We start from the raw sequence: 23,702 nt of genomic DNA, 5'->3' as shown, positions 1-23,702 counted from the left end.
GGCCTCCGCCGCCGGCGCGCCTAGCCCGCCGTCGCAGAAAAAATTTGCCTGACGAGGCCATTCGCCCTAGGGCGGTGTCATCGTCGCAATCGGGCGACGGCTGCTGCGCACGGAGGGATGCATGGCTTCGTATCGCGACGCGCTTCCACAACTGTCCGAGCGACCCTTTCTCACCGACGGCGGGATCGAGACGACGCTGATCTTCCACGAGGCGTTGGAGCTGCCGCACTTCGCGGCGTTCCACCTGCTGGCGTCGGCGGAGGGCCGGGCCGCGCTGGAGAAGTACTTCCGCTCGTACCTCGACATCGCCCGGCGCCACCAGACCGGGATCATCCTCGAGAGCGCGACCTGGCGCGCCAGCCCGGACTGGGCCGCCAGGCTCGGCTACACGCCCGACGGGTTGGCGGCGGCCAGCCGGCAGAGCGTCGAGCTGTTGCACCGGCTGCGCGACGAGTACGCCAGCGCGCAGACGCCGGTGGTGGTCAGCGGCTGCTTCGGCCCGCGCGGCGATGGCTACGTGCCCGACACCGCGATGTCCGCCGAGCAGGCCGCCGATTACCACGGCCCGCAGGCGCGGGTGTTCGCCGAGGCGGGCGCCGACATGGCCTGCGCCATCACCATGAACTACGCCGAGGAGGCGGTCGGCGTCGCCCGCGCCGCGCGCGCCGCCGGCCTGCCGGCGGCGATCTCGTTCACGGTCGAGACCGACGGCCGCCTGCCGACCGGCCAGACGCTGGGCGACGCCATCGCCCAGGTCGACGCCGACACCGGCCGCTATCCCGCGTACTACATGATCAACTGCGCCCACCCGACCCACTTCGCGGACGCCCTCGCGCCTGGGGCCGGGTGGCTCGATCGCATCCGTGGCGTGCGCGCCAACGCCTCGCGCATGAGCCACGCCGAGCTCAACGAGGCGCCCGTGCTGGACGTCGGCAATCCCGCCGAGCTGGGCACGCAGTACGCGCAGCTCAAGCAGCGCCTGAAGGGCCTCACCGTCATGGGCGGCTGCTGCGGCACCGACACCCGGCACATCGAGCAGATCGCCAGCGCCTGCGTGCCGCTGTTCACCTCGGCGCGATGATCATCCGGGCCGGCGTCTCCGGCGAGGCGGCGGCGTCGAGCCGCCTCGCGCGCGCGGCGAAGGCGCACTGGGGCTACCCGGCGGCGCAACTGGATCGCTGGTGCGACGATCTCACGGTGTCGGCGGAGGCGATCGTCCGCCGGCCGACCCTTCGTCGCCGAGATCGACGGCGACGTGGCGGGGTTCGTGCAGCTCGACGACCGCGCGGCGCCGTGGTCGCTCGAGCACTGCCGGGTGGATCCGCGCTGCCTGCGCCGCGGCGTCGGACGGGCGCTGCTGGCGCGCGTGCGCGCCGCCGCGGCCGCCGCCGGCGAGACGGCGGTGGCGATCGATGCCGATCCGCTCGCCGATCCGTTCTATCTCGCCCTCGGCGCGCGCCGGGTGGGCGAGATCGCGGCGCCGATCGCCGGCCAGCCCGGGCGCGTGTGGCCGCACCTGCGGCTCACGGTCGCCGCGCGCCGCTGAAGGCCCCGGCGCGCCGTGATACGAAGAAGTCTGCGATGATCACGACGCGGTGGCTCGGGACGCTTGCGGTCGGCGCGGCGATCGCCCTGGCGCCGCTGGCGGCGGCGGCGAAGCCGGCGAGGAGCGCGCCGCCCTATGTGCCAGGGCTGGGCGAGATCATGGGCGCGACGCAGATGCGGCACCTCAAGCTGTGGTACGCCGGCGAGGCGGGGAACTGGCCGCTGGCGTCCTACGAGGTCGACGAGCTGGCGGAGGGCTTCGCCGACGCGGTGCGGTACCATCCGCGCCACAAGGACGCGCCGCGCCCGCTCACCGAGCTGATGCCGGAGTTCACCACCGCCCCCATCGCCGCGCTGCGGGCGGCGATCAGGGCGCACGACGCGACCGCCTTCGTCGCCGCCTACGACGCGCTCACCGAGGGCTGCAACGGCTGCCACCAGGCGGCGGGGTTCGGCTTCAACGCCGTCATCCGACCGACCGCGAACCCGTACAGCAATCAGCAGTTCGCGCCGCCGAACAACGCCGACGCCACCGGCAGGTAGCGGTCGGCCCAGGTGACGGGCCGCTCGATCTCGCCGCGCGCCAGCAGTCGCCGGGCGCCGGCGGTGCCGCCGGGGCGGGGGCGACCCGCCAGCAGCGGGCGGCAAACGCGCCGTGGTACAACTGGCGCGAGACCGCAACTCAGATCCTTCTCTTCCGCAGCGGCACACCTTCATGCCAACGGAGGATTGATTTCGATGTCCAAGAAGAAGAGCACCTCGGCGGCGCTCGAATACCTTCATCGCCGCTTCTCCGCTGGGCGGCCCGAACGAATTGCGGAGCTTGAGGAGGCACGGGCGAGTGCCGAGGTCGCGCGCAAGGTGTACGAGCTGCGGACCAGGGCGAAGCTGACGCAGAAGGAACTCGCCGCGAGCCGCTGCCGCGCTGGAAGAGCCGCAGCACGTCGGCCCAGGGCGAAGCTGACGCAGAAGGAACTCGCCGCGAGGGTTGGCACCACTGCGTCAGTCATCTCGCGGCTGGAGGACGACGACTGCGAGGGCCACTCGCTGGCGATGCTGCGCCGCATCGCGTCGGCGCTCAACAAGCGAGTGGACATCCGCTTCGTTGCGCTCAAGAGCAAAGGCGCGGCCTGAGACGAATCAGTGGGTCGCGAAGAAGGCCACCGACTACTCTGGGTTGTGGCCGCGACGGTCGTAGAGCTTCGTTGTGGAAGCGTCGGCGTGGCCGGCTGCCTTCCGCACTTCCTCGAGGGGGGCGCCGTTGTCGAGTGCGCGAGTGATGAAGGTCGCTGCCGCAGAGCCTCATCGTCGAGGGCAACCGCGCGCCGGCGCCGGCGGCCAGTGGCGCGCCGGAAACCGTCCGACCGCCCCAGTGACCGCGCACCCGACGCCAACGTCCTCGAGATGACGCCCGCCGTCAGAAGCCAATCGCGCAGCCGTCCTTGCGCGGGTCGGAGCCGCCCCAGCACGCGCCGCTTTCGGGATCGATGGCGATCGCTTGCGCGCCGCCGAAGCCGCCGGCGAGCAGCGCCGCCGATTCGTCCTCGACGACGTGGCCGCGGCGCGCCAGGTCGGCGCCGAGCGCCGCCGCCAGCGCCGATTCCAGGGCGACGCGATCGCCGCCGAGAAAGTTGAAGCGCGGGCGCTCGATCGCCTCCTGCACGTTGTCGCCGCCGTCGATGAGCGCGCTGAGGAGCTGCACGTGCCCCTGGGCCTGCATGTCGCCGCCCATGACGCCGAACGCCAGCAGCGGCCGGCCGTCGCGCAGCGCCATGCCAGGGATGAGGGTGTGGAACGGCCGCTTGCCGGGGGCGATGCAGTTCGGGTGCGCGGGATCGAGGCGGAAGCCGAACCCGCGGTTCTGCAGCGCGATGCCGGTACGGCCGGCGACCATGCCGGAGCCGAAGGCGAGGTAGAGGCTGTTGATCAGCGACACGACCATGCCATCGCGATCGGCGGTGGCGAGGTAGACGGTGTCCGAGATCGGCGCGCCGCCGCTGCGGACCCGCTTCAGCGCCGCCTCGGGGCGGATGAGCGCCGCCCGGCCCTGCGCGTACGCCTTGTCGATCAGCATCGACACCGGCACCGCCGCATGCTCGGGATCGGCGATCCAGCGATCGCGATCGGCGAATGCCAGCTTCATCGCCTCGATCTGCAGGTGCGCCCGCGCGTCCGCGGCCGCCCCGGCGAGGTCGAAGCATTCGAGGATGTTCAGCGCCAGCAGCGCCGTCAGGCCCTGCCCGTTCGGCGGCAGCTCGCAGACCTCGACACCGCGATAGTCGGTGGCGATCGGCTCGACCCAGGTCGAGCGGTGGGCGGCCAGATCGTCCGCGTCGAGCAGGCCGCCGTGGGCGCGCGAGCATTCGGCGATCGCCCGCGCCAGCTCGCCGGCGTAGAAGACGTCGCGGCCGCCGGCGGCCAGGAGGCGCAGGCTGGCGGCGAGCTCCGGCAGGCGCGCCACCTCGCCGGGCCGCGGCGCCCGGCCGTCGACGGTGAAGGCGCGCCGCGCGTCGTCGTTCTGCAGGATGCCGGCGGCGAAGGCCCACTGGCTGGCGATGATCTCGGTGACCGGGAAGCCGTCGGTCGCGTAGTCGATCGCCGGCGCCAGCGCGTCGGCCAGCGTCCGCCGGCCGAAGCGCGCCAACGCGTCGCACCAGGCGTCGACCGCGCCGGGCACCGTCACCGGCAGCATCCCCAGCATCGGCATCACCTGGTGGCCGCGCGCCAGCAGCGCCTCGCGGGTGGCGGCGCGCGGCGCCCGGCCGCTGCCGTTCAGCCCGTGCAGGCGCTGCTCGGCGGGATCCCAGATCAGCATGAAGCAGTCGCCGCCGATGCCGGTCATGAACGGTTCCACGACGCCGAGCACGGCGGCGGCGCAGACCGCCGCATCCAGCGCGTTGCCGCCGGCCTGCAGGGTCGCCACCGCGGCCTGCGACGCCAGCGGCTGGCTGGTGCAGGCCATGCCGTGCCGCGCCATCACCACCGAGCGGCCGGCGCCGCGCCGCGGGTCGAGCCGATGCGAGGAGAACATGCCGCCCTGCTAGCAGAAGCGCCGGAGGTTCCGCGATCGAGTCCCCCTGGCGCGCCGCGCTGTTCCCGTGGTCGCGGTATCGGGCAGCGGTCCACCACCACCGCGCGGACACCCCGGGCGCGCGCTGCCGGTTGCATTGGCGCGGTGCCGCCCCTGTAATGCCGGGAGTGTCGCGCGCCGGTTCCCTGTTCGTCGCCCTGAGCGTGCTCGTCGCCGCCGACGCCGCCAGCGGGGCGACGATCGGCGCCGGCCTGATGGCCCGCGCCGAGCAGCAGGGCGAGGTGGCGGTCCTGGTCGCGATGCGGCCGGGGCGCCGGAGCGCGGCGGCGCTGCCCGCCGCGCCGCCGGCGGGCGTGCGCGTCGCCCACGCCTACCGGACCGTGGATGGCTTCGCCGCCACGGTGACGGCGGAGGGGTTGGCCGCGCTGGCGGCGAGTCCAGACGTCGATGCCGTGGAGCTCGACGGCGTCGGCACCGTGGCGCTCGCTCGCACCGTGCGCCAGATTCGCGCCGACCGCGTGCACGCGCGCGGCGTCGACGGCAGCGGCGTGGTGATCGCCGTCATCGACACCGGGGTGGACGAGACGCATCCCGACATCGCCGGGGCGCTGCGCCAGGAGGAGTGCTTCTGCCGCGCCGGCGCGGTGGGCGACACCCGGCGACGGGCGTGCTGCCCGAACGGGCAGGCGCGACAGTCCGGACCGGGCAGCGCCGCCAGCGTCAACCATCACGGTCCGCACGTCGCCGGCATCGCCGTGTCGCGCGGCGTCGTCTCGCCGCCCGGCGTCGCCCCCGGCGCCGGCCTGGTGGCGGTGCGGGTGCTCGACAATCAGGACCGCGGTCTGTTGTCCGATTGGATCGCGGCGCTCGACTGGATCGCCAGCGACCGGCCGGACGTCCGCGTCGTCAACATGAGCCTGGTGAGCGCCGCGCAGTTCGCCGGCGATTGCGAGATCGGCTGCGGCAACCGGACCGGCTGCGCCGCCAACCGCATGTTCGCCCAGGTCATCGACCGGCTGTGGCAGCGCGGCACCCTGGTGTTCGCGGCCAGCGGCAACGAGGGACGCGCCAATGCGATGAGCGCCCCCGCCTGCGTGTCGCGCGCCGTGTCGGTGAGCGCGGTGGACGGCGCCGACGCCATCGCGCGCTTCAGCAATCGCAGCGCGACCCTCGACCTGTTCGCGCCCGGGGTGGGCGTCGTGTCGGACGGGCTCGCCGGCGGCCTCGCGGTGCTCTCCGGCACCTCGATGGCCGCGCCGCACGCCGCCGGCACGGCCGCGCTGCTCATCGCCGCCCGCCCTGGGCTCACCGCCGCCGGCGTCCTGGCGCTGATGCGGGACAGCGGCGTGCCGATCGCCGACGGGGCGCGCCGCGTGCCGCGCCTCGACGCGTTCGCCGCCCTGCGGGCGTCGATGCGCTCGCCCGAGCTGGTACGCGGCGGCGGCAGCCGCGCCAGCGACGGCCTGCTCGAGCTCAGCATCATCCCGCCCGAGGCCGTGAGCCCGTCGGCGCGCGCCCTGGTGCGCTGCGTCGACAACGATCCGCTGTGCGACAGCGACCAGGCGCTCGGCCGCTGCACCTTCGGGGTCGCGCTGTGCGTCAACATGCGCGACCCGCTGCTGCGCCAGTGCGCGACCAACGAGCCGCTGGAGGCGTTCGCCATCCTGGCGCCGCCGGTGACCGCGCCGGCGGGCAGCATCGACCGGCTGAACGTCGACAACCTGGCCTTCGCGCTGCCGGACTTCCCGTTCCGCGGCCAGAACGCCTGCAGCCTCACGGTGCCCTTCGTCGTCGAACGGCCGCGCGCCGACGCCCCTGGCAGCGGCGAGATCCGCATGCGGCTGTCCACGGCGACGCGTCCGGACTATGATCGCGTCCGCTTTCGCTGCGATCCACCATGACCCGCTCCCTCCTCTGCTCGTTCGCCGTCCTCGGCCTGGTCGCCGCCGCCGCCGTGGCCCAGCCGCGGCCGTTCGGCACCGGACAGCAACTGCGCCTGGAGGGAATCGTCGACCCGCCGGACGGCGCCAGCACCCTCGGGACGATCAGGATCCGGGCCGGGGACGTCGTCCGCCGCTTCGGCGTCCTGCGCGCCCAGACGCCGCAGGTCGAGGGCATGAGCCTCTTCAATCGCAGCGAGCTGCATCCCGAGCAGGTGTTGCTGCGCGGCGACCGCGCGCAGATGGCCACCTTCCAGAACGCGCCGGCGGGCAGCACGCTGCGCATGCTCGGTCAGTACATGGGCGACGACTACCTGCTGGCCGAGATCACCGGCGGCGCGCCGGCCACGCCCTCGCCGTAGGGCGCATCGCGCCCCACGCGCCAGCCATCCCACGGGAGACCACATGCGCATCGGCATCGGCATCGGTGAGATCAGCAACGAGCGGTCGGGGATCGACGGGCTGATCGCGCAGGCGGAGCGCGCCGAACGCGACGGTTTCGCCAGCGCCTGGTTCGCCAACATCTTCGGCGTCGATGCGATCACCGCGGCGGCGCTGTGCGGGCGGGCCACGACCCGCCTCGAGCTCGGCACCGCGGTGGTGCCGACCTACCCGCGCCATCCGGTGGCGATGGCGCAGCAGGCGCTGACCGCGCAGGCCGCCTGCACCGGCCGCTTCGCCCTCGGCATCGGCCTCTCGCATCAGGTCGTCATCGAGATGATGTTCGGCCTGTCCTACGCCAGGTCGTACTCGCACATGCGCGAGTACCTGGCGGTGCTGGCGCCGCTGATCCGCCAGGGGACGGTCAGCCACGCCGGCAGCGAATACCGGGTGAACGCGAACCTCGCCGTGCCGGGGGCCACGCCCTGTCCGATCCTGATCGCCGCGCTGGCGCCGAAGATGCTGGCCCTGGCGGGCAGCGTCGCCGACGGCACCATCACCTGGATGACCGGGCCGAAGACGCTGCGCGATCACACCATCCCGCGCCTGCGCGACGCCGCCGCCGCGGCCGGGCGGGCGGCGCCGCGGGTGGTCGTCGGCCTGCCGGTGGCGGTGACCGACGATGCCGCGGCGGCGCGCGAGGCCGCGGGGCGCATCTTCCAGGTGTACGGCGGCCTGCCCTCGTACCGGGCGATGCTCGATCGCGAGGGCGCCGAGGGGCCGGCGGACGTCGCCATGGTCGGCGACGAATCGGCGGTCGGCGAGCAGATCGAACGCCTGCGCGGCATCGGCGTCACCGACTTCCTCGCCGCGCCGTTCCCGGCCGGCGGCGACGCGGCGGCTTCGCTCGAGCGCACGCGGGCGCTGCTGGTCCGCTGTCTCGGCTGACCCGTGACGGCGCCGGCGACCCCGCTGCAGCGCGCGCTGGCCGCGCTGACCACCGGCATCTACGTGCTGACCACGCGCGACGGCGCGGCACGGCACGGCATGTCGTCGTCGTGGGTGACGCAGGTGTCGGGCACGCCGCCGTTGCTGCTGGCCGCGGTCGACCTCGGCCACGCCTCGCACCCGATGATCGAGCGCAGCGGCCGCTTCGCGCTCAACGTGATCGGCGCCGGCAGCCGACACCTCGAGGACTACTTCTACTCGCCGGCCTCCCGCCATCCGGACAACCTGGAGGCGCTGGCCTGCGAGGAATCGCCGGCCGGTCTCCCGTATCTGCGCGAGGCGGTCGCCAGCCTCGAATGCCGCGTCGCCGACGCCCACCGCGCCGGCGACCATACCCTGTTCGTCGCCGAGATCACCGACGTGGTCCTGCGCGATGCCGATCGCCCGCTGACCTCGCTCGACCTGGAGTACGTCTACGTCGGCACCGTGATCCGCCGCTGACCTCGACCCGGCGCGGGCGTTGCGTCCCGAGCCCACGCCCCCTACCTTCGGCCGCGTGACCGACGACGGGTTCCTGGTCGACGTCGACGACGCGACGATCCGGCGCGAGCGCGCGAAGGCGCGCGAGCTGCGGGCGACGCCGTGGTGGAAGCGGCGCTGCGCGCCGGGGGTGTGCCACTACTGCGGCGCCCAGGTCGGCGCCAGGGCGCTGACCATGGACCACCTGGTGCCGATCATCCGCGGCGGCCGCTCGACCAAGGGCAACGTCGTTCCCGCCTGCAAGCCGTGCAACACCGCCAAGCGGCACCAGCTCGGCTTCGAATTCCAGCCCTGACCGGCGTCGGCCGCGGGCTACAGGTCGCGATAGCCGATGAGCTCGATGCCGGCGGCATCGATGGCGGCGCGCACGCGCGGGCTGCACAGCGCCGCCAGCTCGTCGTCGCTGCGGTAGTCGGCCGGGCGCCACCGGCGCGCTTCCGCGTCGACGATCGCCGGGTGGCAGTACACCTCGCTGGTGCCCGGCGGCAGCGTGGCGATGAGGTGCAGCAGGTACGCCTCGCTCACCGCGCCGGTCTGGTGCATGCCGAACATGTGGTCCGGCGTGCGCAGGCCTGCGGCGGCGATGCGCGGCGCCCCCCAGCGCGCCAGGCCGCCGAAGGCGAGCCCCTCGAACACCTTGCGCGCCGCGTGTCGGCGGTCCCAGCGCAGCGCGGCGAGGAGCGGGTCGCGCGGCAGGCGCAGGGCGCGCACCTGGTAGCGCGGCGCGATCTCGAGCAGGATCGCCAGGGCGCACGGGTGCATGTGGATCGTGAGGTGGCCGTCGACGTGCGACAGCGGCAGGCCGCCGGCGACGAAGGCGTCGAGCTGGGCGGCGATCTCGCGCCGCAGTTGGGCGCGGATGCCGGGGACGAAGAAATAGCGCATCCCGGTCCACACCGGGCGGTCGCTGAAGCGCCCGCTGGCGTCGACCAGCAGCGGCAGTGCCTCCGGCGGCGCCGCGCAGTGGCCCTGCAGGAGGGTGAGGTGGAGGCCGACGCCGAGCGTCGGCGTGGCGCGCGCCAGCGCCAGCGCCTCGTCCGCGGCGGCGCCGCGCACCATCAGGCCGGTCTCGGTGAGGATGCCCTCGCGGTGGGCGCGCAGGATGCCGGCGTTGACGCCCGGCGACATGCCGAAGTCGTCGGCGGCGACGATGAGGCGGCGGCGCGGGCTCACGAGCGCGTCGCGCGCTTGCGCGCCTGGTGGCGCGCCAGCACGACCAGGCCGACCGACGACCAGGTCAGCTCGCGCAACCGGCGCACGATGCCGAGCACCAGGCCCTTCGCCGGGTCGAGCCCGAGCAGGCTGAAGATCAGCGCCTTGCCGCCTTCCTGCACGCCGGCCTTGGCGGGGACGAAGAAGAAGAGGGCGTCGATGGCGACCGAGAGCACCTCGACGGTGCAGGCGAGCTCCCAGGTGGGCGCGAGCTGCAGGCAGGTCATGATGATGTAGACCTCGACGGCGCCCATGCACCAGCCGCCGAAGAAGCCGGCGACCGACGCCGCGAAGGCCCACGGCGCCTGGTAGAGACGGGCGATCTCTCCGTCGAGCGCCGCCAGGTGGGCGTGCAGGCTCGCCGGCACCCGCACGCCGAGACGCGCCGCCAGGCGCGCGGCGGTGCCGAACAGGCCGCGGCGCTGCAGCGCGATCCCCAGCAGCAGGCCGGTGGTGATCGCGCCCATGCCGATGTAGAGGCCGTCGCGGAAGCCGGTCGGCAGCGCCACGTCGCGCACCAGGGCGATCAGCCCGATGAACACGAACAGCATCTGCGCCGCCGTCTGGCTGAGCTTGGCGACGGCGACCGACGCCCAGACGGTGTGCGGATCGCAGCGCCCTTCCAGCATGCGGGCGCGCACCACCTCGCCGCCGATGGTCGCGGTCGGCGTCAGGTTGTTGATCGCCTCGCCGCCGAGCCGCGCCGCGATCAGGCTGCGGAAGGGGAGCGGCGGCCGCGGCGGCGGGAAGGCGTAGCGCCAGCCGAGGGTGTTGAGACAGTAGGAGACGCCCTCCTGCCCGAGCACGAGCAGGAAGCCCCAGCCGACGAGCCGGAGATTGCCCCAGACCTCGGCGGCGCCGAGCTGGCGCACGAGGACGACGAACAGGGCGATGCCGGCGACGAGCAGGCCGCGTTCGGCCCACCACATCACCAGCGCCGCCGGCCGCCGCGGCGTCATCGCGACTGCGCCCGCCACGTTCCGCCCGCTCGTCGCGTCCGCCCCGTGGTCGCCGTTCCCGCCTCAGTCCGCATCGCGCCAGCGATACACGAGCACCAGCGCGCCGGCATAGACATAGGTGCCGAACGCGGCACCCCAGAGGAACCAGTGCAGCTTCCCGATCAGCGCCAGCGCCAGGAGCAGGTAGGCGAAGTCGCGGTTCATGAGCGCCTCGAAGCCGCGCAGGAGGCGGCGCCGCCAGCGGCCGCGCGCGGTGCGCGGCGGCGCCTGGTCGGCCGGCGGCTCGGGCACCAGCAGCGTCATGGTGGCGGCGGTGGCGGCGACGAGCCCGCCGACCAGGAGCGCGCCGAGGAGCAGGAACGGCTGCGTCGGATCGGCGCGGTAGAGGCCGATGCCCATGCCGGCGAAGATGGCGGCGTGGACGATGTTGTCGGTGGTGACGTCGTAGAGATAGCCGAAGCGCGATTCCAGGAACTTGAGGCGCGCCACCTCGCCGTCGCAGCCGTCGATGATGACGGCGAGCCAGAACAGCAGCGCCCCCGCCAGCGCCCAGCCGTAGCCGCTCTGCGCCAGGCACCAGGCGCCGGTGAGCCCGACCAGGGTGCCGATGGTGGTGATGTGGTTGGGGCGCAGCGGCGTGCGCACCAGGTGGCGGCTGATCCGCGTCGACACGGCGCGGTCGAGGCGGGCGATCGGTCCGTCGGCCGGCGAGCCGAGCGTCGCCAGCAGCGCCCGCTCCGCCGCCTCGGCGTCGCGCGGCGACGCGACCGGCACGCACAGCGCGCCGTCCAACGGCGGCGCCGGAACGGCCGCCGGCGGCGCCGCGGTCAGCAGCGCGCGCGGGCCGACGACGATGCCGCCGTCGCCGGGGCCGAAGCGCAGCGGCGTGCCGTTGAGCGGCGCCTGGCGGATGCGGCTCAGCGTCTCGGCGGTGACCACCCAGTTGGAGGGGAGCAGGGCGACGCGCTCGGTGGCGATCGCCGGCGACCGCGGGTCGCTGACGATGGGGATCGCCGCCGTGCGCGCGTCGCGCGCGAACAGCGCCCGCAGCGCCGCCTCGTCGCGCGGCGCCAGCGCCACCACGGCGTCGAAGCCCCCGCGCAGCGCGCTCAGCGCCAGTCGCTGCACGATCGGCAGGCCGGCCACCGGGTGGAAGCTGAGCGCGGTCGGCGGCAGGATCACCGCGGTGCAGCCGGCGGCGTCGGCGCTCATGCCATCTCCGCGGCCCGCGCCGCCGCCGGGACGCTCGCCGGCACCGGCAGCGGGCGTCCGCCCTGGGCGCCGGAGTCGTAGGCGAGGGCGGTGAGCAGCACGCAGCACTCGGCCTCCGCGAGGTTGCGGCCGCGCCGCGCCGGATCGTCGATCTCGGCGGCGAAGTCGTCGATGACGGCGCCGAACCAGTCGGGATGGTGCGAGCCCTCCGACAGCGAGCCGGCGAACGCCAGCTCGCGGCGGTCGCCGCCGCGCTCGATCGCGCCGCGGTCGTCGGCGAGCGTCACCGTCCCCTGCGAGCCGCCGACCTGCCAGCACGTGCGCCGCGCATCGCCGGCCCAGGTGAGGAAGATCTCGCCGGTCAGCGACGGAAACTCGATGCGACAGGTCGCCGTGTCCTCGACCGCGGCGCCGCGGTCGCGCCGCCGCTCGATCGTCGCCTGCACCTGGCGCGGTCGTTCGCCGGCCAACCCGAGCAGCAGGTAGAACGCGTGCCAGCCGTGGTCGACGAGGATGCCGCCGCCGGCGAGGCGGCGATCGCCGCGCCACTCGCCGCCGACGCTCACCGCCTGGCCGGCGCGGATGGTTTCGAGGCGGATGTGCCGCGGCCGGCCGACCGCGCCCTCGGCCAGCAACCGATGCAGCGCGGCGAACTGCGCCGAGTGCTTCCAGTTGTGGACCGTGCACAGCGCCACGCCGGCGCGCGCCGCGGCGTCGCGCATGGCGTGGAAGTCCGCCAGCGTCGTCGCCAGCGGCTTCTCGCACAGGATGTGGCAGCCGGCGCCGGCGGCGGCGATCGCCAGCGCCGCGTGCAGCGCCGGCGGCGCGGCGATGTCGACGGCGTCGACGGCCTCGGCGGCGAGCAACGCGGCGGCGTCGGCGTGCAGCGCGGCCGCGGGCAGATGGCGCGCCGCCAGCGCGCGTCGGTCCGGGTCGGGCTCGGCGACGGCGACGATGCGGAAGTCGTCGCGCGCCAGCCAGGCCGGCAGGTGCCCGTGCTCGGCGACGTGGCCGAAGCCGAGCATCGCGACGCGCCGCGGGCGTCCGTTCGCAGGAGCAACCATCAGCCGTCAGATGGCGGGCGCCGCGACCGAGCGACGTCTGGGATGCGATTCCCGCCCGTGAACCATCGCACCGTCACCATCAGGCGCCGACGCGAACACCAGCGCCACCCAGGCCGCCGTGCTCATGCGCGATAGCGGCCACCGGGCGCGATCTCGGCGAAGACCTCATCGAGGATCGCGACGCCGTCGCGCGCTTCGCTCTCGGTCAGCACGAGCGGCGGATTGATGCGGACGCGCGAGAAGTAGCCCATCAGCAGCAGGCCGCGGCGCAGCGCGCCGAGGAAGATCGCCTCGGTGACCCGGCTCGGCAGCGGCTCCTTGCTGACGCGGTCGGTGACCAGGTCCATGCCGATCAACAGCCCGCTGCCGCGGACGTCGCCGATGAGCTCGTACTTCTCCTGCAGGGCGCGCAGGCCGTCGAGCAGCACCGCGCCGACGGTGGCGGCGTTGTCCACCAACCGTTCGTCGACGATCGTCTCCACGGTCGCCAGCGCCGCGGTGGCGCCGAGCGGATTGCCGCCGTAGCTCGAGGAGGACGAGCTCGGCTTGGCGAAGGGCAGCGAGCTGGTGATCGCGTCGGTCGAGATCAGGCCGGTCACCGGGAAGCCGCAGCCGAAGCCCTTGCCGATCGTCATCACGTCGGGCTCGACGCCGGTGTGCTCGACGCCGAACATCCGGCCGGTGCGGCCGAAGCCGGTGATCATCTCGTCGGCGATGAGCAGCGCATCGTGCTCGCGCGCCAGCTCGCGCACCGCGGGCAGGAACTCGGGCGGCGGGACGATGTTGCCGGCGGTGCCCTGCATCGGCTCGACGATGATCGCCGCGATGGCGCCGGCGGTCGTCACCTTCAACTGCTCGCGTGCCAGCTCGACGCAGGCGAGGCCGCAGCCGGGATAGCTGGTCTTCAGCGGACAGCGGTAGCAGTCGGCGTACGGCACCAGATGGGTGCCGCCCATCAGCGGGCCCCAGTGCTGCTTCCAACTGTCGCCGATCAGGCCCATGACGCCGCCGGTCTTGCCGTGGAAGCCGCCCCAGAAGCCCACCACCTCGAACTTCTTGGTGTACGACTTGGCGAGGCGGATCGCCGCCTCCACCGCTTCGGCGCCGCCGCTGTAGAGCTGCGTGCGCGACAGCGCGCCCGGCGCGAGCTCGGCGAGGCGCTGCAGCAGCGCGAGGCGCGGGGCGGTGGTGAAACTGCCGACGACGCTCTTCTCGAGCTGCGCCTGCATGGCGCGCACGAAGCGCGGATGCGAGTGGCCGAGGCTGGCCACGGCGACGCCGGCGAAGAAATCGAGGAATTCGTTGCCGTCGGCGTCCACCAGCGTCGAGCCGTGGCCGCGTTCGATGGTCAGCTCGGAGAGCTGCGCGATGCGCTGCAGACCCGGGGCGATGTAGGCTTGTTCAGCGGCGTAGGCGGCGCGCGACGACGGTCCGGGGACCGCGGCGGCACGCTCCTCCGCACGATGTGCGGTCTTCACGGCATCCTCGCTTGTTGAACGTGGGCGGCTATCGCCTCGGCGGCCCCGAAGCGGCAGCGACCGTAGCTAGGCCAGTCATTCAAGTCAATCAACCATAAGTTGCCATCGCCGTCGAAGACGCAGTCGCCGCCGAATACTTCTAGCGCGAGGCTCGCGGCGCCGGCGTCGGCGAGGGCGCGCAGGCGCGCGACGGTGCCGCGATCGAGGCGCAGCCCCTCGGGGCCGTACCAGGCGAAGAAGCGGCCGCCCGCCACGGCGTAGAACTTGATCACCGCGCCGGCGACGTGGCGCTGCACGCAGGCGGTGGCGATGCCGCGGCGCGCGAACGCCGCCAACGCGGCGGCGGCGGCGGCGCGATCGGCGACGTGGACGACGTCGTCCGGATCGGTGGCGTGCACGTCGCCGCGTTTCAGCCAGGCGCCCGCGTCGATCCAGGCCGGCAGCGCGGCGGCGTCGCCGGTGTCGAGCATCCGGCTCTCCGGATGCGGCACGCGATGACGCGCGAAGGCGGCGAGCATGCGCCGGCGGTGGGCGTTCTCGATGCCGGCGACGGAGTTGATGACGCGCACGCCCGCGGCTTCCCAGGCGCGCAGCGTCGCCAGCGCCGCGGGTCCCTGGCACATGGCGAACACGACCGTCGGCGGCGTGGCCGTCGGCAGGGGATCGTCGGCGCTGACCACGGCGACGCGGCCGCGCAGGCGTTCGGCGACCGCGTCGAGAATGGCGCGGTCGTCCGCCACCTTGCCCGGCGAGTAGACGCGCTCGCGGGCGATGCCGAGGAAGTCGATCACGAGGCGAACCCGTTGCGCACGAAGGCGGCGGCGGCGGCGATGTCCTGCGGTCGATCGACGTCGAGCGTCTTGCCCATCGGCGCCCCGCGGAGGCGATAGCCGCGCGCCAGAAGGTGGCCGAGGAACTGGCGCAGCGCGGTGAAGCCGGCGCCGCGCGCCGCCGCGATCTCGGCGAAGATGCGCGGGTGGAAGACGTAGAAGCCGGCGGTGATCCAGCGGCTGTCGCGCGCCGCGGCGCCGAGCGCGGTGAGGCGGCCGTCGGGCGCCAGCGCCGCATGCAGGGGCTTCTCGTCGTCGACGAAATCGGTGACGGCGAGCACCGCGTCGGCGTCGGCGTGCGCCGCGGCGGCGTCGAGAAAGGCGCGCAGCACCGCCGGCGCGAACACGGCGTCGACGGTGAGGAGGAGGAACCGCTCGTCCGCGAGCAGGGGCGCCAGGGTGAACAGGCTCTCCATCGAGCTCGGGGTCGTCCGCCGCACGATGGTCAGCCGCGGCCCGTCGGCGCGCGCCCGGCAGTGCGCCTCGACCGCGTCGCTCGCCGGCTCGGCGTTGAAGATGCACGCCGCCTCGGCGATGCCGGCGGCGGCGATGGCGTCCAGCACGCGGTCGACCAGCGCCCTACCGGCGACTTGGACCAGCGGCTTCGGCGTGTCGATGCCGGCGGCGGCGAGGCGCTCGCCGAGCCCGGCGGCGATGAGTCCGGCTTTCATGGGACGCAATCGTCAGCGCGGAGGCACGGCGTCAACCGACGCGCTCCGCGGCGCCGTGCCGCCGTGGGGGATCGTCCGTCTTCAAGAGCGCTTCGAGGCTGGCGAGAGAGTGAATGACGAGGTCGGCGTGCGGGTCGGCGGCGAGCGGTCGGGAGGCGGGCACCAGCCAAGCGGTGCGCAGCCCGAGGGCCTTCGCGGCGCGGACGTCGCGTTCGTGCGAGTCGCCGACGTGCAGGGTGCGGGCGGGATCGCTGGCGAGGGCGGCGAGGGCGTGGTCGAAGATGCGGCGCTCGGGTTTCATCGCGCCGACGCGATTGGAATCGGCGACGACGGTGAGCAGCGGCGCGAAGCCGGCGTCGGCGAGGATGCGTTCGACGTTGCCGTAGAAGTTGGAGACGACGCCGAGCCGATAGCGGCGCGCCAGCCGTTCGAGGACGGCCCGGCTGTCGGCCAGCGCCGCCTGGGAGCGGGCGAGGAAGGCCGCCGCGAGCCGGCGCCGCAGCCCCGGGTCGTCGAGCCCCAGGCGCGCGTGCTGGACGCCGATGTGGAAGTCCATCAGCTCCGCCAGCGACATCGCCGCCACCGCCGGATCGGCGTAGGCGGCCTCGTCGGCGGCGTAGAACGCCGGCTTCAGCCGTTCGAGTGGTTGCGGCGTTCCCGCCTCCTCGTACAGGCCCACGAAACGATCGAGCCAGTGGCTGGCGGGGCCGTCGAGCGTGCCGCCGTAGTCGAAGAGAATGCCGTCCAGCTCCACCGGCGAATGAAAGCCGCCGCTGCCGGGCGGGTCAAGGCCGGGGCGGGCGGTGGGGCTTCTTCAGGCGCGGTTCGACGCCGGCCCGCAGGTAGGGCTCGAGCCAGCCGTGACCGGCGTCGGGCCAGGCGTCGACCTGCGGGAGGTACGGCTTGATGTCGACGATCGGCGTGCCGTCGAGGAGGTCGATGCCGCGCACGTGGACCACGCCGGCGGCGACGTCGACGCCGCCGAGGGCGACGCAGGTGAGCCCGATCGGCGACGGGCGGTTCGGTGCCCGGGTGGCGAACACGCCGCGTCGGGGTCCGCCGCGCGGCGGCCTGACGGTGGCCGCCCAGCCCGTGCTGCGGTCGAAGACGAACAGGAGCCAGACGCGGGCGAAGGAGTCGAGATCGGCCAGCGCGGCGCGGTAGGGGGCCGCGATCTCGATCGCGCCGATCGCGTTCGGCGCCGCGCTCGGCTGGTGCGGCGCGTCCTCGCGCCGCCGCCACGGCGTGCGCGCGCGCCCGATGACGGTCAGCGTGACCGTCTCGCCCGCGGCGCGGCCGCGTCATCGGCGGGCGTGCCGTGCCGAGGGGCGCTCACCGCCAGTCGACGACGATCTTGCCGGTCGAGCCGCGGCTGCCGAGCAGCTCGTGCGCGTCGGCGATCTGCTCGGCGTGGAAGCGACCGCCGACGGTGGGCCGGATCTCGTCCTTCAACGCCAGGTCGATCACCGCCTCGAGCACGCGGCGCAGCGTCTCCGGCCGGTGGTCGGAGATGCGCAGCATGTTGACGCCGATCAGCGACTTGCTGTGCATGAGCAGCGGAATCGGATGGATGAAGCCGAAGGAGAGGGCGAAGCGGGCGTCGCGCAGCCACTGCAGCGCGCCGGCGTCGCGTTCGGCGGCGCCGAGGCAGACGATGCGGCCGCCGGGGGCGAGGAGCTGCAGCCCCTTGCGCACCGCCGAGCCGCCGAGCGAATCGAAGATCACGTCGAGTCCGGCGTCGCCGCGCACCCGCCGCACCGCGGCGGCGAAGTCGTCGCGCCGGTAGTTGATCGGGTGGTCGACGCCGAGCCGGCGCAGGTAGTCGAGCTTCTCGTCCGAGCCGGCGGTGCCATGGACGATGCAGCCGCGGCGCTTGCACAACTGGACGAGCAGCGTGCCGACGCCGCCGGCGGCGGCCTGGACGAGCACGTGCTCGCCGGGGTGGAGGCGGACCATCTCCTCGGCGCAGTAGTAGGCGGTGCCGCCCTGGGTCGGCAGCGCGACCGCGAGCCCGGCGTCGAGATCGTCGGGGATCGGCACCGCGGCGCGCGCGTCGGTCACCGCGGCGGTGGCGTAGCCGCCGAAGCGGGTCAGCGCGGCGACCCGCTGGCCGATGGCGGGCGCGGTGACGCCGGCGCCGAGCGCGTCGACGCGGCCGACGACCTCGTAGCCGATGACGCAGGGGATCGGCGGCGCGTCCATGTAGGTGCCCTGGCGCGCCGAGACGTCGGCGTAGTTGAGGCCGAACGCCTCGACCGCGATCCGCACCTGCCCGGGCGCCGGCTCCGGCGTCGGCCGCTCCTGGATCTCGAACGCCTCGTGCGGTCGTCCGTAGCGCGCCAGTACGATGGCTCTCATGCCGCCCCCATAGTCGGGCGGGGGGTTCGAGAACAACTCGCGGCCGAGCCCCGGGGCGCCGGAGGCCCTGCGGGCCTGCCGCCGTGGCGCGGCGCTGCGAGCTCAGGACATGAATCCCAGATCGCGGTTGGAGAAATTCGCCAGCGTCGGGAAGATCGCATCCAGGTCGGCGTCGCTGGCGCCGAACCAGCGCGCCAGGGTGGCGCCGTACTGCGACAGCGACACCCCCGGCAGCATGGCGCCGCGCCCGTCGGCATAGTCGTCGGCGGAGGCGTTGAACGACGCGTAGTTGGTCATCAACGGATAGCGGCCGTAGAGGCGGCCGCCGCGGACGGCGCCGCCGACGATCAGGTGATGGTTGCCCCAGCCGTGATCGGTTCCCGAGCCGCTCGGCTGCAGGGTGCGGCCGAAGTCGGAGAGGGTGAAGGCCGTCACCCGGTCGGCGACGCCGAGCTGCACGGTGGCGGCGTGGAATGCATCCAGCGCCTGGCTCACCTGCCGCAGCAGATCCCACTGCTGGTAGCCCTGGCCGCTGTGGGTGTCGAAGCCGCCGAGGCTGCAGAAGAAGACCTGGCGACCGACGGCGAGCTGGGCGTTGAGGCTGATGATGCGCGCGATCTCCTGCAGTTGCTCGCCGAGGTCGGTGGAGGGGAACGGCTGCTGGAAGGTGACGCCGGCCTGCGCCGCCCTGAGCAGTGGGTTGAGCGCCCGGGCATCGGCCATCACCTTGTTCGCGGCATCGATCAGGTCGTTGCCGCTGCTCGTCGACACGATCTGCATCTGCGCGGCGGCGCGCGCCGCCGCCGCCGATGGCGGGTAGAGGTTGAGGCCGTTCTGATCGAGCGCGTTGCCGGGCCACAGGCTGACGTCCTGGACGATGGCGCCGTCGCAGAACAGCGCCGGTCGCTGCATCGAGATGGCGACCGGGAACGAGGTGGTGGCGTTGTAGCCGTGGTTGTAGGTCAGCGCGTCGAGCGTGCGGCCGCCCCAGCCGCTGCTGCCGCTCGCGTTCGGCACCCCGGTCTGCATCTGCACCACCTGGTCGGAGTGCGAACGCAGGTTGAGGGGCAGCGGGGCGTTGGCGCCGTTGGCCTGGGTGTAGGTTGTCGGCTGGACGAGCATGCCGACGTTGGCGAGGATCGCCGCTCGTCCCTGCGTGTACAGGGCCTGCAGCTCCGGCATCGCGTAGTGGAGGGCGAACGGGCCCTGGGTGGGGTCGGCGATCGGCAGGAGCTGGCTCTGCGGCAACGCCAACGCGCCGCGCGCCGCGACGTAGGCGGCGTATTGCTGCGACTGCAGCGGCACCACCAGGTTGTGGCCGTCGTTGCCGCCGAAGAGGAAGAGGCAGACCAATGCTTTGTAGTCGCCGGCGGCGGCCGCCTGCGCCCAGTCGAAGCGGCCGAGCCCGAGCAGTACGCCGAGGCTGGCGCCGAGGTGGAGGAAGCGGCGGCGCGAGATCGTGCCGGTGGTCGTCATGTCGTCTCCCGCCTGGTGCCGGCTCATCGCTGCACCAGGGATTCGCCGGCCATGGCGGTCAGGTAGACCGCGGTGAGCACGCGGGCGTTGTTGTCGGGCATCTGCGGCAGGGCGGTGAGCAGCGCGGCCCGCGTCGCCGGCAGCATGCGACCGTAGAGCAGGGTCTGGTCGACGGCATCGACCAACGCGGTCGTATTGCCGGCGACGGCGACCAGGGGCTGGAGCGCCGGATTGATCGGCCACGGGCTGTAGAGGAACAGGTAGAAGAGGTTGCCGCGGTTCACCGCGCCGCTCGCCGAGTAGATCTGGAATTCGGGGCCGAACAGGCCGCTGACCGGCAGCCGGTACGTCGGCGAGTAGTGGCCGAACACCGACGGCGCATCGAGCAGGCCCTCGTTCATGTCGTAGAACAGGTAGGCGAACTGCGACGGCTGCCCGAGGTCGAGGTTCAGGGCCCGGGCCAGCGCGATGGTGTGCTGCATCGGCGTGCGCAGGCGGCCGAAGGTCGCCGGCGGGGTGTCGTCGCGCGCCTCCGCATCGAGGAGCACGGCGCGCAGGGTCGCCTGCATGTCGCCGCGCGGCGGCCCGTTGAACGCGGCGGCGACGCGGCTGATGTATGCCGGGCTCGGGTTGCTGGTCACCAGGGCGCGGATCAGGCGGGTGGCGACGAACGGGCCGACGTTCGGATGCTGGACGATGACGTCGATCGCGGCATCGAGATCCTGGGTCGCCGTCTGGTTGGCCGGCAGCGCCTGGCCGAGGAGCGTCTTGGCCGACTTGTCGTGGTACTTCTCCACCGGCAGCATCGGCCCCGGGTAGTAGTTGGAGTTGGCGTAGGCCGGCGGCGTGCCGCTGGCGTTGCCGTAGGTCCAGCCGGTGAGCGCCTTGGCCAGTTGCTGCACATCGGCCTGGGTATAGGTCGCCAGCGGCAGACCCTGGCCGTCGCGCTGCAGCGAGCCGTCCTGGTTCAGCCGGTAGAGACCGATCGAGAACAGTTGCATGACCTCGCGCGGGAAGTTCTCGTTCGGCGCGCCGCCGAAGAAGCCGCTGTTGGCGAGGTCGAGGAACTTGCCCATCGAGGCGTCGAGGGTGATTTCGCGCAGCAGCGTGCGGTAGTTGCCGAAGGCGTTGCGGCTGAGGAGCTGCAGCCAGGGGATGATGTCCTCGTTGTTGGTGTTCTTGTTGCTCGCCTCGACGATGATCTCGCTGAGGGCGAAGATGACGCGCTGGCGGAGCTGGTCCTGGCCTTTCAGCGCGTTGTTGAAGAAGGCGTCGACGACCAGGCTGCGGTCGGTGGTGCTGACCGACGGCCACGGCGACTCCGCCATGGCGAACTGTTCGCTCAGGTAGGCGGGAATGCCGATCTGCGCCAGGCGCGCCATCGACGCCTGGGTGGGTCCGAAGCTCGTCTGATCGAGCAGACGCCCGTAGGTGATGGCGAGCGGATCCCGCACCAGCACCGTCGCGCTGCCGACGGCGGCCGGGTTGGCGGCGCTGGCGGCGCGCACGGTGACCGAGCCGCCGGCGGGAACCGTCGTGGGGGCGGTGTAGAGGCCGCTGGCGTCGATCGTGCCGACCGCCGCCTCGCCGCCGCCGATGGCGCTCACCGACCAGGTCACCGCCTGATTGGCGCTGCCGCTGACCGTTGCCTGGAACTGCTGCGTCGCGCCGGCGAGCACCGTCACGCTGGCCGGCGCGACGCTCACCGACAGACTGGGCGCCGCGGTGCCGCCGGTCGGCGTGCGCGCCGCGGTGGCGGTGCGGGTCGGCTGGCCGGTGCCGGTCGGCGTGCGCGTCTCGCTGCCGCGCGGCGTCGGCGTCGCCGTTGCCGTCGCGACCAGCATGGTCGCCGTCATCGTCGGCGCCATGGTGCGGGTCTCGGTCGGCCGCATCGTCGAGCTCGGCGGCGCGGTCGTGGTCGACGACGGCATCGCCGTCGCCGTCGCGGTCGGCACGGCGGTCGGCGGCCGGGTGGCGGTGGCGGGCGGGCTCGGCAGCGGGGTCGGGGTGCGAGTCTCGGTGGGCCGCTGGGTGGGGGTGCGGGTCGACGTCGCCGGCGGCGCGGTCGCGGTGGGGCGGAGCGTCGCGGTGCGGGTCGGTGCGGGTCTGACGCTGACATAGCGCGTCGCGGAGAGGGCGCCGGGTCCCGGATTGGCGACGGCGATGCGCGCCGACCCCGCGGTGTCGGCGCTGCCGGTGGCGCGCAGGAGCGTCGAGGAGGCGAAGCTGGTCGCCAGCGCGGTGCCATTCCACAGCACGGTCGCCCCGGGAGCGAAGCCGCTGCCCCGGACCTCGAGCGCGAACGGGCCGAGCGGCGGCGCGCTCGGGGTGATGCCGGAGAGCAGCGGCGTCGGATGGCGCACGGTGAGGGCAATGCTCGCCGTGACGACCGGGTCGCTCGACGTGGTCGCGCCGATCGTCACGACGAACCCGTCGGGCGGCGGCGCCGGCGCGGTGTAGAGTCCGTTGCGATCGATGGTGCCGACGGTCGGACTGCCGCCGGCGATGCCGTTCACGGCCCACGTCACGCGCGCGGTCGGGACGTTGTTCAGCGACGCGGTGAAGCGCCGCGAGGTGCCGGCGACGAGGCTCCCCGCGCTCGGCACGATGCGCAGCGTTGCCGCCGCCGCGGGTCCGGCGAGCACGACCGATGCGACGACGGCGAGCGGCAGCGATCCCAACCCATGTCCTCGCATGATCCCTCTCCCCCTGTTCGATGTCCCGCGGTCCGTGGCAACTGGCGTCTGCATCGTGCGCGGGCGCCGCCGATGCACGAAGCGTTCCGCGCCACACCGCGCGATGCGTGCAGACGCGTGCCCGCCGCGCCGGCGCGCGTCACGGACCGCGGCGCCGCCGCGCCGCCGCTGGTGCCGTGAAATGTCGGTCGTGCGCGCGCCGTCGATGCGCCGTGTGTTGCCGCGTCCGCCATGCGCGTTCCCACGCGAGGCATGCGCGCGTGGTCACCGCCCAGCCGCGCGGCGACGCCGGAGGAGAAATTCCTCTTGCCTTTGTCCCCGCCGACGGTCTACCACTTCATCCGGATCTACGGATGAATACCGCCGCTGCCGCGCCGATGTTCGGCTGGATGACGTCGCTCGCCGACGCCACGCGAGTCCGCATGCTGCGGCTGGTCGAGCGGCACGAGCTGGCGGTGGCCGAGCTGTGCGCGGTGTTGCAGCTCCCGCAGTCGACGGTGAGCCGCCACCTCAAGGTGCTGGTCGACGACGATTGGCTGGCGGTGCGCTCGGAGGGGACGAGCCGCTTCTATCGCCTCGCCGTGGCCGAGCTCGATCCGGCGGCGCGCCGGCTGTGGGCGCTGCTGCGCGAGCAGACGGCGCAGGGCGGCATCGGCGACCAGGACGAGCGGCGCCTGGCCACCGTGCTGGCCGGGCGGCGCACCCGCTCGCAGGCATTCTTCGGCAGCGCCGCCGGGCAGTGGGATCGCCTGCGGCGCGAGCTCTACGGCGAACGCTTCGACCTCGCCGCGCTCGCCGGGTTGCTGGACGCGGCGTGGACCGTCGGCGATCTCGGCTGCGGCACCGGCCAGATCGCCGAGACCCTGGCGCCGTTCATCCGCCGGGTGATCGCGGTCGAGACCTCGCGCCCGATGCTGGCCGCGGCGCGTCGCCGGCTCGACGGGCTGGCGAACGTGGAGCTGCGGCGCGGCGAGCTCGAGGCGCTGCCCATCGACGACGCCGCGCTCGATGCGGCGGTGATCTGCCTGGTGCTGCATCACGTGGCCGAGCCGGCGGCGGTGCTGGCCGAGGCGGCGCGGGCGCTGCGTCCGGGGGGCCGGCTGCTGGTCATCGACATGTTGCAGCACGACCGCGTCGAGTACCGGCAGCAGATGGGGCACGTCTGGCTCGGCTTCGCGCCGGGGCAGCTCGCGGAGTGGCTGGCGCGGGCGGGGTTCGCGGCGGCGCGCACCCACCCGCTGCCGGTCGCGCCGGCGGCGAAGGGTCCCGCCCTGTTCACCGCCGCGGCGATACGATCCTGACTGGAAGGCGCCGCGCCCGCGGCGCCAGACCGCGCGACACCATACAACGGAGGACACACG

At 73.7% G+C, this 23,702-nt stretch carries 23 protein-coding genes; 10 read left to right on the top strand and 13 right to left on the bottom strand.

Annotated features, from left to right (window positions below; translation table 11 throughout):
* The first annotated feature begins 121 nt into the window (after positions 1-121).
* The 4 genes from KF840_26235 (at position 122) to KF840_26220 (ending at position 2,679) form a co-directional block, all read left to right on the top strand.
* Complete coding sequence (locus tag KF840_26235; GenBank protein ID MBX3028407.1) at positions 122-1,081, top strand: homocysteine S-methyltransferase family protein; 960 nt, start codon at positions 122-124, stop codon at positions 1,079-1,081.
* 93 nt (positions 1,082-1,174) lie between these two features.
* Positions 1,175-1,546 (top strand): GNAT family N-acetyltransferase, encoded by a 372-nt coding sequence (locus KF840_26230; protein MBX3028406.1) that lies wholly within the window; start codon positions 1,175-1,177, stop codon positions 1,544-1,546.
* A 35-nt stretch (positions 1,547-1,581) separates the two neighbouring features.
* Positions 1,582-2,088, top strand: a complete 507-nt coding sequence (locus KF840_26225) for a hypothetical protein (protein ID MBX3028405.1) — start codon at positions 1,582-1,584, stop codon at positions 2,086-2,088.
* A 195-nt stretch (positions 2,089-2,283) separates the two neighbouring features.
* Complete coding sequence (locus KF840_26220) at positions 2,284-2,679, top strand: XRE family transcriptional regulator (protein ID MBX3028404.1); 396 nt, start codon at positions 2,284-2,286, stop codon at positions 2,677-2,679.
* A 283-nt stretch (positions 2,680-2,962) separates the two neighbouring features.
* Here the strand turns inward: KF840_26220 and ggt are convergent, their stop codons facing one another.
* Positions 2,963-4,576, bottom strand: coding sequence for a gamma-glutamyltransferase (gene ggt / locus KF840_26215; GenBank protein ID MBX3028403.1), 1,614 nt, complete (start codon positions 4,574-4,576; stop codon positions 2,963-2,965).
* Positions 4,577-4,734: 158 nt separating this feature from the next.
* On the opposite strand from ggt, the gene KF840_26210 reads away from it, so the two are divergent.
* The 5 genes from KF840_26210 to KF840_26190 are packed head-to-tail and all read left to right on the top strand — an operon-like array spanning position 4,735 to position 8,680.
* Positions 4,735-6,477, top strand: coding sequence for a S8 family serine peptidase (locus tag KF840_26210; protein MBX3028402.1), 1,743 nt, complete (start codon positions 4,735-4,737; stop codon positions 6,475-6,477).
* Complete coding sequence (locus KF840_26205; GenBank protein MBX3028401.1) at positions 6,474-6,878, top strand: hypothetical protein; 405 nt, start codon at positions 6,474-6,476, stop codon at positions 6,876-6,878. Before KF840_26210 ends, KF840_26205 begins: the two co-directional genes overlap by 4 nt.
* 43 nt (positions 6,879-6,921) lie before the next feature.
* Entirely contained in the window at positions 6,922-7,845 is a 924-nt protein-coding gene (locus KF840_26200) for a TIGR03564 family F420-dependent LLM class oxidoreductase (protein MBX3028400.1), read from the top strand.
* A 3-nt stretch (positions 7,846-7,848) separates the two neighbouring features.
* On the top strand, positions 7,849-8,346 hold the full coding sequence (locus KF840_26195; protein MBX3028399.1) for a flavin reductase: 498 nt from the start codon (positions 7,849-7,851) through the stop codon (positions 8,344-8,346).
* Positions 8,347-8,401: 55 nt separating this feature from the next.
* On the top strand, positions 8,402-8,680 hold the full coding sequence (locus KF840_26190; protein MBX3028398.1) for an HNH endonuclease: 279 nt from the start codon (positions 8,402-8,404) through the stop codon (positions 8,678-8,680).
* Between the two features lie 17 nt (positions 8,681-8,697).
* On the opposite strand, the gene hpnK is transcribed toward KF840_26190, so the two are convergent.
* The 12 genes from hpnK to KF840_26130 all read right to left on the bottom strand — a co-directional run bounded on the left by hpnK (position 8,698) and on the right by KF840_26130 (position 22,341).
* Positions 8,698-9,558 (bottom strand): hopanoid biosynthesis-associated protein HpnK, encoded by an 861-nt coding sequence (gene hpnK / locus KF840_26185; GenBank protein ID MBX3028397.1) that lies wholly within the window; start codon positions 9,556-9,558, stop codon positions 8,698-8,700.
* Positions 9,555-10,574 (bottom strand): flippase-like domain-containing protein, encoded by a 1,020-nt coding sequence (locus tag KF840_26180; protein ID MBX3028396.1) that lies wholly within the window; start codon positions 10,572-10,574, stop codon positions 9,555-9,557. The genes hpnK and KF840_26180 overlap by 4 nt, the downstream gene beginning before the upstream one ends.
* Positions 10,575-10,619: 45 nt before the next feature.
* Positions 10,620-11,768 (bottom strand): CDP-alcohol phosphatidyltransferase family protein, encoded by a 1,149-nt coding sequence (locus KF840_26175; GenBank protein MBX3028395.1) that lies wholly within the window; start codon positions 11,766-11,768, stop codon positions 10,620-10,622.
* Positions 11,765-12,832: a Gfo/Idh/MocA family oxidoreductase gene (locus KF840_26170; GenBank protein MBX3028394.1), complete on the bottom strand. Its 1,068-nt coding sequence runs from the start codon at positions 12,830-12,832 to the stop codon at positions 11,765-11,767. The genes KF840_26175 and KF840_26170 overlap by 4 nt, the downstream gene beginning before the upstream one ends.
* Before the next feature lie 122 nt (positions 12,833-12,954).
* Positions 12,955-14,310 carry an aspartate aminotransferase family protein gene (locus tag KF840_26165; GenBank protein ID MBX3028393.1) on the bottom strand — a complete coding sequence of 452 codons (1,356 nt, stop codon included), beginning with the start codon at positions 14,308-14,310 and terminating at the stop codon, positions 12,955-12,957.
* Complete coding sequence (locus tag KF840_26160) at positions 14,307-15,101, bottom strand: hypothetical protein (protein MBX3028392.1); 795 nt, start codon at positions 15,099-15,101, stop codon at positions 14,307-14,309. The genes KF840_26165 and KF840_26160 overlap by 4 nt, the downstream gene beginning before the upstream one ends.
* On the bottom strand, positions 15,098-15,811 hold the full coding sequence (locus KF840_26155) for an NTP transferase domain-containing protein (GenBank protein ID MBX3028391.1): 714 nt from the start codon (positions 15,809-15,811) through the stop codon (positions 15,098-15,100). Before KF840_26155 ends, KF840_26160 begins: the two co-directional genes overlap by 4 nt.
* Positions 15,812-15,842: 31 nt before the next feature.
* Positions 15,843-16,565, bottom strand: a complete 723-nt coding sequence (locus KF840_26150) for an HAD family hydrolase (GenBank protein MBX3028390.1) — start codon at positions 16,563-16,565, stop codon at positions 15,843-15,845.
* A 31-nt stretch (positions 16,566-16,596) separates the two neighbouring features.
* On the bottom strand, positions 16,597-17,082 hold the full coding sequence (gene tsaA / locus KF840_26145) for a tRNA (N6-threonylcarbamoyladenosine(37)-N6)-methyltransferase TrmO (protein MBX3028389.1): 486 nt from the start codon (positions 17,080-17,082) through the stop codon (positions 16,597-16,599).
* Positions 17,083-17,143: 61 nt separating this feature from the next.
* The gene (locus tag KF840_26140) at positions 17,144-18,169 is read right to left on the bottom strand and encodes a zinc-binding dehydrogenase (GenBank protein MBX3028388.1); all 1,026 of its coding nucleotides are present in this window, start codon (positions 18,167-18,169) and stop codon (positions 17,144-17,146) included.
* Positions 18,170-18,271: 102 nt separating this feature from the next.
* The gene (locus tag KF840_26135; GenBank protein MBX3028387.1) at positions 18,272-19,645 is read right to left on the bottom strand and encodes a DUF1501 domain-containing protein; all 1,374 of its coding nucleotides are present in this window, start codon (positions 19,643-19,645) and stop codon (positions 18,272-18,274) included.
* A 23-nt stretch (positions 19,646-19,668) separates the two neighbouring features.
* On the bottom strand, positions 19,669-22,341 hold the full coding sequence (locus KF840_26130; protein MBX3028386.1) for a DUF1800 family protein: 2,673 nt from the start codon (positions 22,339-22,341) through the stop codon (positions 19,669-19,671).
* 353 nt (positions 22,342-22,694) lie between these two features.
* On the opposite strand from KF840_26130, the gene KF840_26125 reads away from it, so the two are divergent.
* The gene (locus tag KF840_26125) at positions 22,695-23,642 is read left to right on the top strand and encodes a metalloregulator ArsR/SmtB family transcription factor (GenBank protein ID MBX3028385.1); all 948 of its coding nucleotides are present in this window, start codon (positions 22,695-22,697) and stop codon (positions 23,640-23,642) included.
* Positions 23,643-23,702: the final 60 nt, after the last annotated feature.

The sequence above is a fragment of the bacterium genome, from assembly GCA_019637795.1.
In the GTDB taxonomy this organism is placed as follows: domain Bacteria; phylum Desulfobacterota; class Binatia; order HRBIN30; family CADEER01; genus JAHBUY01.
This window is presented reverse-complemented; position numbering and strand designations above follow the sequence as displayed.